12 protein-coding genes are annotated in these 11,147 nt (G+C 62.0%); 7 read left to right on the top strand and 5 right to left on the bottom strand.

From position 1 onward, the window contains the following. Positions 1 to 18 precede the first annotated feature (18 nt). From K9857_RS27210 to K9857_RS27195, 4 genes are all read right to left on the bottom strand, one after another. The gene (locus tag K9857_RS27210) at positions 19 to 777 is read right to left on the bottom strand and encodes a collagen-like protein (protein WP_224541165.1); all 759 of its coding nucleotides are present in this window, start codon (positions 775 to 777) and stop codon (positions 19 to 21) included. After that, the gene (locus K9857_RS27205) at positions 770 to 1,048 is read right to left on the bottom strand and encodes a DUF1145 domain-containing protein (RefSeq protein ID WP_224541163.1); all 279 of its coding nucleotides are present in this window, start codon (positions 1,046 to 1,048) and stop codon (positions 770 to 772) included. The genes K9857_RS27210 and K9857_RS27205 overlap by 8 nt, the downstream gene beginning before the upstream one ends. 150 nt (positions 1,049 to 1,198) lie before the next feature. Next, positions 1,199 to 1,918: an OmpA family protein gene (locus K9857_RS27200; RefSeq protein WP_224541161.1), complete on the bottom strand. Its 720-nt coding sequence runs from the start codon at positions 1,916 to 1,918 to the stop codon at positions 1,199 to 1,201. 90 nt (positions 1,919 to 2,008) lie between these two features. Further along, a complete protein-coding gene (locus tag K9857_RS27195) occupies positions 2,009 to 2,704 on the bottom strand; it encodes an OmpA family protein (protein ID WP_224541158.1) in 696 nt (231 codons plus the stop codon). A gap of 190 nt (positions 2,705 to 2,894) precedes the next feature. On the opposite strand from K9857_RS27195, the gene K9857_RS27190 reads away from it, so the two are divergent. The 4 genes from K9857_RS27190 to K9857_RS27175 all read left to right on the top strand — a co-directional run bounded on the left by K9857_RS27190 (position 2,895) and on the right by K9857_RS27175 (position 4,734). After that, positions 2,895 to 3,392, top strand: coding sequence for a DUF6231 family protein (locus tag K9857_RS27190; protein WP_175379908.1), 498 nt, complete (start codon positions 2,895 to 2,897; stop codon positions 3,390 to 3,392). A 4-nt stretch (positions 3,393 to 3,396) separates the two neighbouring features. After that, the gene (locus tag K9857_RS27185; RefSeq protein WP_224541156.1) at positions 3,397 to 3,873 is read left to right on the top strand and encodes a YchJ family protein; all 477 of its coding nucleotides are present in this window, start codon (positions 3,397 to 3,399) and stop codon (positions 3,871 to 3,873) included. Positions 3,874 to 4,036: 163 nt separating this feature from the next. After that, entirely contained in the window at positions 4,037 to 4,522 is a 486-nt protein-coding gene (locus K9857_RS27180) for an LEA type 2 family protein (RefSeq protein WP_224541153.1), read from the top strand. Between the two features lie 5 nt (positions 4,523 to 4,527). Further along, positions 4,528 to 4,734, top strand: a complete 207-nt coding sequence (locus tag K9857_RS27175; RefSeq protein WP_224541151.1) for an SEC-C metal-binding domain-containing protein — start codon at positions 4,528 to 4,530, stop codon at positions 4,732 to 4,734. Positions 4,735 to 4,904: 170 nt separating this feature from the next. Here the strand turns inward: K9857_RS27175 and K9857_RS27170 are convergent, their stop codons facing one another. After that, positions 4,905 to 5,462, bottom strand: a complete 558-nt coding sequence (locus K9857_RS27170; RefSeq protein ID WP_224541149.1) for a cysteine hydrolase family protein — start codon at positions 5,460 to 5,462, stop codon at positions 4,905 to 4,907. Positions 5,463 to 5,658: 196 nt separating this feature from the next. Between K9857_RS27170 and K9857_RS27165 the strand changes: the two genes are divergently transcribed. The 3 genes from K9857_RS27165 (at position 5,659) to K9857_RS27155 (ending at position 11,018) form a co-directional block, all read left to right on the top strand. Further along, positions 5,659 to 8,109: a penicillin acylase family protein gene (locus K9857_RS27165; RefSeq protein ID WP_224541147.1), complete on the top strand. Its 2,451-nt coding sequence runs from the start codon at positions 5,659 to 5,661 to the stop codon at positions 8,107 to 8,109. A gap of 210 nt (positions 8,110 to 8,319) precedes the next feature. Continuing rightward, a complete protein-coding gene (locus tag K9857_RS27160; protein WP_224541146.1) occupies positions 8,320 to 9,333 on the top strand; it encodes a ligase-associated DNA damage response exonuclease in 1,014 nt (337 codons plus the stop codon). Next, positions 9,330 to 11,018, top strand: a complete 1,689-nt coding sequence (locus K9857_RS27155) for an ATP-dependent DNA ligase (RefSeq protein WP_224541144.1) — start codon at positions 9,330 to 9,332, stop codon at positions 11,016 to 11,018. Before K9857_RS27160 ends, K9857_RS27155 begins: the two co-directional genes overlap by 4 nt. Positions 11,019 to 11,147 lie beyond the last annotated feature (129 nt).

Genomic DNA, 11,147 nt, shown 5'->3' with positions numbered 1-11,147 from the left:
GCTCGCGATAGGGTCGAATTACAACCGCTGTACCGTCACCGAACCCGCCGCACCCGCAGCCCCTGGCTGTCCATCAGCCCCAGGCTTGCCACTTTTGCCGCCATCAGCCTTGTAAACAACGCAGCCCTTGGCCTTGCCACCCGCGCCCGGCTTGCCGCCAGGTCCGGCCAGGCCACCGGCACCGCCGGCCACTTGCACCTTGATCTGTTCCGCCGGGTAATCGTGCGGCACCGCCAGTTTCACCAGCGCTCCCGGCGCTCCTGGCTGGCCATCGCTGCCGTTGCTGCCATCAGCACCGCGACCGGCCTGGCCCCACGCACAACCCGGTGCCTCACCATTGGCCCCGTCCAGCCCGAAGAACCCCGGCGCCCCTGCCCCACCGCGGGCATCCACCTGCAACAGCGGCGCGTTCAAAGCCTTGATCTGCAAATTCAGGTTGCGCCCGGAACGGGCCGCTTTCTGGTAAGTGCCTGGCGCGCCACGGGCAGTGATCTGGCTGCCTTCGGACAAATCGGCACGGCTGACCTTCAGCTCGAACGCCTGTTCGCCGGGCACGATCGCGATCCGCGCTTCACGCCCCAGATGCAGTTCACCCACGGTGAGTTCGGTCACGTTCGAAGGGATCAGCAAGGTGCCGTAGTCGGCCACTTCCAGGCGTTCCAACTGCAAGGTGCTTGCGGTGTTGGGCAGACGCATCAGCGAGTTGGTTTCGACGCTGACCACCTGGGCGCAGGCCAATGGGCTGATGAGTGCAGCGAGCAGACAGAGTTTACGCATGGGAAGCCTTAGATGCGGTGGGGGCAGGAATGGTTAGCAGGTGGAAAACGCCGAAAATGACAATCTTCAGACGATCACGCCAGGGATGCTCGCGTCCTCTGAGACTGCGAAAGCACAACAGTGCCTCGAGCAGATGCAGGACCGCCAGCACGGCGCCGGCCAGGTTGACCAACTGGTGCAACGGATAAACGAACGGTATGAGCAGATTGGCAAGCACTACCAGCCAGAACAGCAGAGTCAGCAGCTTCCCCAGCCCCCATAGCACCTTCATACGCGCCCCCGATAAGAATTATTGTTTGGGGCACAGTAACGGCATCCACGCGGGATTAGCCAGAGGGCAAGCGAAAAAACTTGATGAAGATCGCCGAATGGCCGTCGAAACGCGGCGAATCCGCGCTCGACGGCTCTAGCCCGGCGCTCTCTATCGATTGATGTGCAACTCCACGCGACGGTTTTTCGCGCGGCCTTCCTCGGTGTCGTTGTCCGCCACCGGCTGGCTTTCGCCCTTGCCTTCGCTGGTAAGCTTGGCCGGCGCCACGCCCTGTGTCAGCAGATAATGCGCCACGCTGCTGGCACGCCGCTCAGACAGACCCTGGTTGTAGGCATCCGAGCCGACGCTGTCGGTATGCCCGACCACCTTGATGCTGACCACACTGTCATCCTCCAGCTTGCCCATGATCGAGTCGAGCTGGCTTTGCGCGGTCGGGGTCAGGTCGGACTGGTTGAAGGCAAACAGCACATCGCCCGCATCGCTCAGGGTGATGACCTCGGCCTGCACAGGCTCAGCCGGTTTCACGCTGGCCGGGTATTGCGGCAGCGGGCAACCGCGATGATCTACAGGGGTATTGGCCGGAGTGTCAGGGCAGCGATCGCGTCGGTCGAAAACGCCATCGCCGTCTTCATCGCCATCCTGGGCATAACAGATCAAGCCACCGGTCAAAATGCCGAGCGCCGCTCCGCCGGCCGCCCAACCGCCACTTTCGATGGCGCCCAGGCCTCCGCCGACCAGTCCGCCAATGACGCTGCAGATCGGCCAGGTACGCTGATTGAGGGGGGCAGTGCCATCACTGTGAGTAGCGCAACCGGTCAACAGGCTGCCGAGCAGCAGAACCGGCAAGACGGTCCGTGTGAGATTGCTCATTTTTGAAAGCTCCTGTGTCACCGGCCGATGCCGGTTACACAGGAGTAAAGACCCGCATCCGCGACTGCACAAGCCGCGGATGCGAGGGACCTAGCGTTGGATTTTGATTTCCGTGCGACGGTTTTGCGCACGGCCGTCGGCGGTTTTGTTGTCGGCAACCGGCTGGCTTTCACCGGCACCGGAAACAGACACAAAGTTGCTGCGTGGCACGCCTTCCTGGATCAGGTACTCAACCACCGAGTGAGCGCGTTTATCCGACAGTTTCTGGTTGTAGGAATCGCTGCCCACGCTGTCGGTATGGCCGGTAACGGTCAACTGAGCATTAGGCGCCTCGCCTTTCAAGCGAGTGGCAATCTTGTCCAGCACTTGTTTGTCGGACGCTGTGAGGGTCGCCTTGTCGAACTGGAAGTGAACATCGCGGATGACGATGACTTCTTCCTTGACCACCACGACCTCTTCAACCACTGGAGCCGGAGCTGGTGGTGGGCAGCCATCGGCATCGACCTTCACGCCTCGAGGCGTGCCAGGGCACTTGTCGCGGCTGTCCGGTACGCCGTCGCCGTCTTCGTCGCCATCGCCATGAACCCAGCAATAGGCCGCTGCCGTACCACCGACAACCAGCGCACCCCAGCCTGCCCATGACGAACTCTCGGTGGCACCGAGTCCCGCACCCACGACACCTCCGACCGCCGCACAGGTCGGCCAGTCGGTCTTCTGCAAACCTGCACAACCAGTCAAAACACTGGTTAGCAGAACCAGGGGTAACGCTGTCCGAACTATGCTCATCTAGTTTTCTCCTGAATGATCGGCTTAGAACCGATTCAGGGAGTAAAGACCGGAGTTTAAAACTCCGCCAGCAATAGGCCATTGCAGATTTGTCCCGTATTCACGGGAGATCGTCACTTTTCCCCCGAACCCGCTCTAGGCTCGAACTTGCGGGCAGGCTAGTCTTGGCAGATCTGAGTGAGGGTCTCCAATGAATGCAGGTATTTCTTCGCGCACACCCCAGCAGGCACTCGCCGCTCTGCTGGATCGTTACGCGCCTTCGCGACTGTTGCTGATCGGCGCCAGCGAGTTCCCGGCACTCGAGGCGTTCAAGCTCGCGCACCCGGACACCTGCGTGGCGCACGCGGCACCTGGACCATTGCCGGATGAACTGGCGGCGCGGCGTTTCGATCTGGCGCTGGTGGTCGATTGCCTTGAGCACTTGCCCAAGCGCGAGGGTCTGAACCTGCTGGGCGGCATCCGCAACCTCAACGCCAGCCGCATCGCGGTACTGGCTGACCTGGCGGCCAGCGGCTGGCAGGAAACGGATTTTTTCTCCCTGGCACTGCAAGCCAGCGAGCGCTTTCAACGCGATGACCAGGTGTTGACCCTGTTCACCTACGATCTGCTTGAATACAAACAAGTCCCCGACTGGCTCAACTCGCGTTTCTGGGCCAATCCGGAAAACTTCGGGAAATATTGGTGGTAACGCAATGAGTACATCCATTTGCCCCTGCGGCAGCGGCACCCTGCTCGATGCCTGCTGCGGCCATTACCATGCCGGCCACCCGGCACCCTGCGCCGAAGCGCTGATGCGTTCGCGCTACAGCGCTTATGTGCTGGGCCTGATCGATTATCTGGTGGCGACCACTCTGCCCGCCCAGCAGTCGGGTCTGGATCGGCAATCGATCAGCGACTGGAGTGCCCAGAGCACCTGGCTGGGGTTGGAAGTGGAAAGCTCGGAAGTGCTCGGCGGCCAGCCGGAACACGCCTTCGTCACTTTCACCGCGCGCTGGCACGACGGCAGCGGCGAGCACAGCCATCGCGAGCGCTCCTCTTTCGTGCAGAACGCCGGACGCTGGTATTTCATCGACCCGACCGTGCCCCTGGACATCGGCCGCAACGACGCCTGTCCTTGCGCCAGCGGACAGAAATTCAAGAAGTGCTGTTCGGGGTATTTCGGCAGTTGAGGTGAGCGCTTTTTTGTAGCAGCTGCCGAAGGCTGCGTCCGCCTGTGCAGCAGGCGTAAATCCCGATGGCATGGTGTCTGAGGTAAAACGAGGTCGCAGGATTGGCGGCTGCTGCGCAGCCGAACGCAGGCTTCGCCAGCTGCTACAAAGGGAGAATCGCACCATGATCACCCGACGACTCGCACACGGTCTGCTCACGCTGGCTCTTTGTCTGGGGCTCGGTGGCTGCGCGTCCTGGTTCAGCACCGATGAACCGGACCCCGAGGTGCATCTGGTCAAGGTTGAGGTGGTGCGGGCCAAGCTGATGGAACAGCGCTTCGTGCTGCACTTTCGCATCGACAACCGCAACGACAGCGAACTGACCGTACGCGGCATGGAATATCGCGTTCATCTGGGGGGCATCCTGCTGGCCGATGGCGAGCATGAGCACTGGGTCACCGTTAACCCCAAGAGCAGTCGCTTCTACAAAGTGCCGATCCGCACCAACCTCTGGCCCAAGCTCAAGGATCTGGTCAAACAACTTAAGGAATCCAGGCAGGGCGTCCCCTATCGTCTGGAAGGCGAGATGGAAACCGGTTTATTCATCGCTCATTACGTGCACCTGGCGCGTAATGGCGTGATAATCCCCGCCGATCTAATTCCGGAGTGACCCCGATGACCCAGCAACCCCATGTCCATGGCCCAGACTGCAACCACGATCATGACCACCATGAACATGATCACGACCATGGCCATGTCCACGGCCCGCACTGCAACCATGCTCCTCAGGAGCCGGTCCGCAACGCCCTGAAAGACGTCGGCCGCAACGACCCTTGCCCATGCGGCAACGGCAAGAAATTCAAGAAGTGCCACGGCGCTTGATGTTTTTCGCCTGATCGACTGCTATCGCGAGCAGGCTCACTCCCACAGGTTTCGAGAACAACACAAACCCTGTGGGAGCGTGGCTTGCCCGCGAATGGATTTACCTGACACCTTGATGCTAGCTGCCCCACCGCCTTCGCGGGCAAGCCACGCTCCTACAAGTCGGGACTTCAGGCATCCGCCAGGATGAAGGCGGTGCTGACCACCGTCGCGTACTCCCCATGCAGATTCCCCAGCGACATCCCGTGCACCTCCTGCGCCGAACGGGCATTGCCGAAAAAATCGGCCTTGTCGAAGGTGAAGCACGCATCCTCAGCCACCCAGGTCTCGAAACCCAGATTGCCCGCCGTACGCGCCGTGGATTCCACCGAGTTGTGGGTCGCCACACCCACGATGATCAATTGCCCGATCCCCGCCTCGCGCAAATACGTCTCCAGTCCCGTGGCGCAAAACGCATCGGGCACCTGCTTTTGAATCAGTTGCTCGCCAGCTAGCGGCGTGAAGCGCTCCTGAAACTCCACCCCCGACTGCTGCGGCCAGAACACCGAATCTTCGCTGCACGACAAGTGCTGTACGTGAATGATCGGTCGGGCGCTGCGTCGCCAATGGTTCAACAGTTCGAGCATGCGATCTTCGGCCTGTGGATTGTTTCGTGGACCGAGCCTGGGGTGCAGGATGCCCTTTTGTTGATCGATGATGATCAGTGCGGCGTTCGGCTTGAGTTCCATGCCCGTGCATCTCCGGAAATATTGATCGAGGGGCGAAAAGATCGCAGCCTGAGGCAGCACCTGCAAGGTGTGCGCGACCTTGCAATGCAATTATCCGATAAATCCTGAAATAACCTCGTCCCGCCGCTTGCGCCGCCATCGCCTGCTCACTAACGTAGCGACTTTATTGCGCTACCACCCCCGCAGGAGCTTTGCCATGGCCTCGCCAGCCCTTACACAATTTCTACCCCGGTTCGGCGTTGCCGCAGCAGTGGCGGGGGTTTTGAGCCTGACCGGTTGTCAGAGCTTCAATGCCCAGGACACTCTCCCACCCGTCTCCGGCGTGCAGCCGCTCAAGGGTCTGGCGCAGAACGTTTCGGTACGGCGCAATGCCATGGGCATGCCGTTGATCGAAAGCAGCAGCTTCCACGACGCACTGTTCACCCTCGGCTATGTGCACGCCAGCGATCGCATCACGCAAATGGTCACCCTGCGCCTGCTGGCCCAGGGGCGCCTGGCCGAGATGCAGGGTGCCGACCTGCTCGATGCCGACCGCTATATGCGCGCCGTCAACCTGAAGAAAAGCGCCGGTGAGCTGTACAAGGCCTCTTCGCCGCGCCTCAAGCGCTTCTTCGAAGTCTATGCCCGCGGGGTCAACGCCTACCTGTTCCGCTACCGCGACAAACTGCCGGCTGACCTCGCCGCCAGCGGTTACAAACCTGAATACTGGAAACCGGAAGACTCGGCGCTGATTTTCTGCCTGCTGAATTTCAGCCAGTCAGCGAATCTGCCGGAAGAAATTGCCTCGCTGGTGCTGGCGCAGACGGTCACCACCGACAAACTGGCATGGCTGACGCCATCGGCCCCGGACGAAAAACTGCCGCTGGCCGAAAGCGAGAAACTGCAAGGCATCAAGCTCAACGGGCAAGTGCCGGGACTCGCCGAGCTCAGCAAAGCCACCGGCCAGCTGTCCGAGCTGAATATGTTGGGCGCCACTTCGTCCAACAACTGGGCCATCGCCCCGCAACGCAGCCGCAGCGGCAAGAGCCTTTTGGCCAGCGACAGTCATGGCCCGATGGGCGTGCCGTCGCTGTACAGCTACGTGCAGATCCGCACCACCAAGTATCAGGCCTCCGGCGCGACTATCGCCGGCTTGCCGATGATCCTTGGCGGCTTTAACGGCAAGGTGGCGTGGAGCGCGACCAGCGTCATGGGCGACAACCAGGATCTGTTCCTGGAAAAAATCCGCCGCCAGGGCAATGGCCTGGCCTATGAAAGCAACGGCAAATGGCAGCCGGCGATCGTGCGCAACGAAACCTATTTCGTCAAAGGCCAGCGGCCGATTCGCGAAGCGGTGTACGAAACCGGTCATGGTCCGTTGCTCAACAGCGCCCAGGGCCTGGCCCAGGGCAGCGGCCTCGGCCTGGCCTTGCAGACGCCGAATTTCACCGACGATAAAACCCTGGACGCGTTCTTCGATCTGTCCCGGGCGCAGAACGTCGAACGTGCGTCGGACGCCAGCCGCGAGATCCGCGCCATCGCCCTGAACCTGGTGTTCGCCGATGCCAGCAACATCGGCTGGCAGGTCACCGGTCGTTACCCGAACCGCCGTGAAGGCGAAGGGCTGCTGCCTTCGCCGGGTTGGGAAAGCCGCTACGACTGGGACGGTTACGCCGACCCGATGCTGCACCCCTACGATCAGGACCCGGCCCAGGGCTGGCTCGGCACCGCCAACCAGCGGGTCATTCCCCATGGCTACGGCATGCAGCTGTCCAATTCCTGGTCGGCACCGGAACGCGGCGAGCGCCTGGCCCAACTGGCGGGTGCGGGCAAACATGACACCCGCAGCCTGATCGCCATGCAGTACGACCAGACCACCACCTTCGCCGCCAAGCTGAAGAAGATGTTCGAAGCACCGGGCATGGCCCAGCCACTCAAGCAGGCCATCGACGCCTTGCCGGCGGCGGATCGCGACAAGGCGCGCGAAGCCTTCACCCGGTTGATGGCGTTTGACGGCAAGCTAAGCCCGACTTCCGCCGATGCCGCGATCTACGAGCTGTTCCTGCAGGAAAGCACCAAGCAGATTTTCCTCGACGAACTGGGTCCGGAAAGCAGCCCGGCCTGGAAAGCCTTCATCGCCAACGGCAAGTTGTCCTACGCCGCGCAGGCCGATCACCTGCTGGGACGCGAAGACAGTCCGTTCTGGGATGACCTGCGCACCCCGCAGAAAGAAGACAAACCGGCGATCCTCGCCCGTAGCCTGGCCGCGGCGATCAACGCTGGCGACAGTCAGTTGGGCGGCAGTCACAGCGCCTGGCAGTGGGGCAAACTGCATCGCTATGAATGGAAGAACAGCAGTGGCCAGACGGTGCGCGGACCGCTGGCGGCCGGTGGCGATCACACCACCCTCAACACCGCCGCGTTCGCCTGGGGCCAGGACTTCAACACCACGCTGGTGCCGGCGATGCGCTTCATCGTCGACTTCGGCCAGTCCGAGCCGCTGACAGCGCAGCTTGCCACCGGCCAGTCCGGCAATCCGGCCAGCCCGTATTATCTCAACAGCATCGACCCGTGGCTGAAGGGGCAGTACATGAGTTTGCCGATGCAGCCGCAGAACTTTGACCGCGTGTACGGCACCAAGCGCCTGACACTGACACCGGGCAAGTAAAGGCAGAACCGAAACCCTGTGGGAGCGGGCTTGCTCGCGAAGGCGGTGGATCAGTCAACATTGACGTCGACTGACACACCGCTTTCGCGAGCAAGTCGAATCGTCGCACCGCCGCTCCCACATTGGAATTGCGTTGCCCCCGAAAATCGATAGAACTTCTCCCCCCGCGCCCGCCTCTCACCTAACAAGTCCCTCCACCCGGATATCAACGTGGACCTTGTCATCGCGCGTCCCGAAGGCCTGTATTGCCCCGCTGGCGATTTCTACATCGACCCGTGGCGTCCGGTCGAGCGCGCGGTCATCACCCATGCCCATGGCGACCATGCCCGCACCGGAAACCGGCATTATCTGGCGGCAGCACCCGGTGAAGGCATCCTGCGTTCGCGCCTCGGTCAGGACATTGACCTGCAAACGCTGGCGTACGGCGAACGTGTGCTGCATCACGGCGTCACCCTGAGCTTTCACCCCGCCGGCCATGTGCTCGGCTCGGCTCAGGTGCGCCTGGAGTACGGTGGCGAAGTGTGGGTCGCATCCGGCGACTACAAGATCGAACCCGACGGCACCTGCGCGCCGTTCGAGCCGGTGCGCTGCGACACCTTCATCACCGAGTCGACCTTCGGCCTGCCGATCTACCGCTGGCAACCTCAGGCCCAGATATTTGCCGAGATCAATCAGTGGTGGCAGGCCAACGCCGCCGAAGACAAGGCCAGCGTGCTGTTCTGCTATTCCTTCGGCAAGGCCCAGCGCATTCTCCATGGCATCGACGCCAGCCTCGGGCCGATCCTCACCCATGGCGCGGTCGAGCCGCTGAACCGGGTGTATCGCGATGGCGGCATCTATCTGCCGCCGACGATCTACGCCGGCAGCCTGGAAAAATCCGATCCGAAACTGCGCAAGGCACTGGTCATCGCTCCGCCGTCCGCCGGCGGCAGCAGCTGGATGCGTCGCTTCGGCGACTACAGCGATGCCTTCGCCAGCGGCTGGATGCGTTTACGCGGCACCCGCCGTCGGCGCGGTGTGGATCGCGGTTTCGTGCTCTCCGATCACGCGGACTGGCCGGGCCTGTTGTGGGCCATCGAGCAGACCGGCGCCGAACGGGTGATGGTCACCCACGGCTCGGTCGCCGTGCTGGTTCGCCACCTGCGCGAACAAGGCCTGGACGCCCAGGGTTTCAACACCGAATACGGTGACGATGAAGAGGAATCCATCGAGGCCGGCTCATGAAAGCCTTCGCCGAGTTGTACGCCGAGCTCGACGCCACCACCTCGAGCAACGCCAAACTGGCGGCGATGCAGCGCTACTTCGCCCAGGCCGCGCCGGAAGATGCCGCGTGGGCGGTGTACTTTCTGTCCGGAGGACGGCCCCGGCAATTGGTCCCGGTGCGAGTGCTGCGGGAACTGGCGATGGCCTATTCCGGGCTGTCGTTGTGGCTGTTCGAAGAGAGTTACCAAGCCGTGGGCGATCTGGCGGAGACCATCTCGCTGGTGCTGCCGGAAGTCCCCCACACCTCCACCGACGGGCTGGCGGTATGGATCGAAGAAAAACTCCTGCCCCTGCGCGGAGAATCTCCGGAAGTGCTGGCCGAACGTCTGCCCGAATTCTGGTCGCAACTGGACCGCGCCAGCCTGATGCTCTGCATCAAACTGATCACCGGCAGTTTCCGTGTGGGCGTCTCGAAACTGCTGGTGACCCGCGCGCTCGCCGCCATGGCGCATCTGGACAGCAAGCGCGTAGCCCAGCGTCTGGTGGGTTATACCGATCTGTCCAACCGTCCTGGCGCGGCGAGTTACCTGAAGCTGATTGCCGCCGAGTCCGACGACGAGCATGCTCAGCGTGGTGGGCAGCCTTATCCTTTTTTCCTCGCACATGCACTGTCGCAACCGGTCGAGCAGTTTGAAACCTTGCTCGGCCCTGCCAGTGATTGGCAGGTCGAGTGGAAGTGGGACGGCATCCGCGCCCAGGTGGTCAAGCGCGACGGACGCTTGTGGGTCTGGTCTCGTGGTGAAGAGTTGGTGACCGAACGCTTTCCTGAATTCGAAAGCCTGATGCATTGCCTGCCCGACGGCACGGTGATCGACGGAGAAATCGTTGCCTGGAAAGCCGATCAACCGCACACCGAAGACGCCTTCGACCCGCAATCGGTGACAACGCCCGCCGTGCAGCCCTTCGCCCTGCTGCAACAGCGAATCGGCCGCAAGACCCTGAGCAAGAAGATCCTCAATGACGCGCCGGTGGTTCTGCTCGCTTATGACCTGCTGGAGTGGCGAGGCGAAGACTGGCGCAATCAGCCACAAGCCCGGCGCCGTGAACAACTTGAGCAACTCATCATCCAGAGCAATCACCCGGCGTTGCTCGCCTCGCCCCTGCTCACCGGCCAGGACTGGTTCGACCTCGCCCGGCAACGGGAGGCGTCTCGCCAGCTTGGGGTCGAAGGCATGATGTTGAAAGCCCGCGAGGCGATGTATGGCGTTGGCCGGACCAAGGACGTGGGCGTGTGGTGGAAATGGAAAGTCGACCCGTTCAGCGTCGATGCGGTGCTGATTTATGCACAGCGCGGCCACGGTCGCCGCGCCAGCCTGTACAGCGACTACACCTTCGCCGTCTGGGACGGCCCGCCTGACGCCAGCGAACGCACGTTGGTGCCGTTCGCCAAGGCTTACTCGGGGCTGACCGACGAAGAAATGCGCAAGGTCGACAACATCGTGCGTAAAACCACCGTGGAAAAATTCGGCCCGGTGATTAGCGTCAAACCGAGCTTGGTATTTGAGCTTGGGTTCGAGGGGATTGCCCTGTCCAAACGACACAAGAGCGGGATCGCGGTGCGTTTTCCGAGGATGCTGCGCTGGCGTCAGGACAAGACGGTGGATGAGGCGGATCACCTTGGGACGTTGCAGGATTTGTTGGCCTGATTCCGCCCTGATGCCTCATCGCCATGATGCGCAAGAAGTTGCGCACAAAATTGTGGATAACCCTGTGGATACATCTCTGAAGACTGCGCCTTTCTGGCGATTCAGAGAAGTGCGCAAGAAGTTGCACAG

This window comes from Pseudomonas sp. REP124, from assembly GCF_020164475.1.
In the GTDB taxonomy this organism is placed as follows: Bacteria; Pseudomonadota; Gammaproteobacteria; order Pseudomonadales; family Pseudomonadaceae; genus Aquipseudomonas.
This window is presented reverse-complemented; position numbering and strand designations above follow the sequence as displayed.

Coding starts and splice junctions, on each gene's coding strand:
- K9857_RS27210 (WP_224541165.1), bottom strand. CDS start 777: ATGCGTAAACTCTGTCTGCTCGCTGCACTCATCAGCCCATTGGCCTGC.
- K9857_RS27195 (WP_224541158.1), bottom strand. CDS start 2,704: ATGAGCATAGTTCGGACAGCGTTACCCCTGGTTCTGCTAACCAGTGTT.
- K9857_RS27190 (WP_175379908.1), top strand. CDS start 2,895: ATGAATGCAGGTATTTCTTCGCGCACACCCCAGCAGGCACTCGCCGCT.
- K9857_RS27205 (WP_224541163.1), bottom strand. CDS start 1,048: ATGAAGGTGCTATGGGGGCTGGGGAAGCTGCTGACTCTGCTGTTCTGG.
- K9857_RS27175 (WP_224541151.1), top strand. CDS start 4,528: ATGACCCAGCAACCCCATGTCCATGGCCCAGACTGCAACCACGATCAT.
- K9857_RS27185 (WP_224541156.1), top strand. CDS start 3,397: ATGAGTACATCCATTTGCCCCTGCGGCAGCGGCACCCTGCTCGATGCC.
- K9857_RS27170 (WP_224541149.1), bottom strand. CDS start 5,462: ATGGAACTCAAGCCGAACGCCGCACTGATCATCATCGATCAACAAAAG.
- K9857_RS27155 (WP_224541144.1), top strand. CDS start 9,330: ATGAAAGCCTTCGCCGAGTTGTACGCCGAGCTCGACGCCACCACCTCG.
- K9857_RS27180 (WP_224541153.1), top strand. CDS start 4,037: ATGATCACCCGACGACTCGCACACGGTCTGCTCACGCTGGCTCTTTGT.
- K9857_RS27165 (WP_224541147.1), top strand. CDS start 5,659: ATGGCCTCGCCAGCCCTTACACAATTTCTACCCCGGTTCGGCGTTGCC.
- K9857_RS27200 (WP_224541161.1), bottom strand. CDS start 1,918: ATGAGCAATCTCACACGGACCGTCTTGCCGGTTCTGCTGCTCGGCAGC.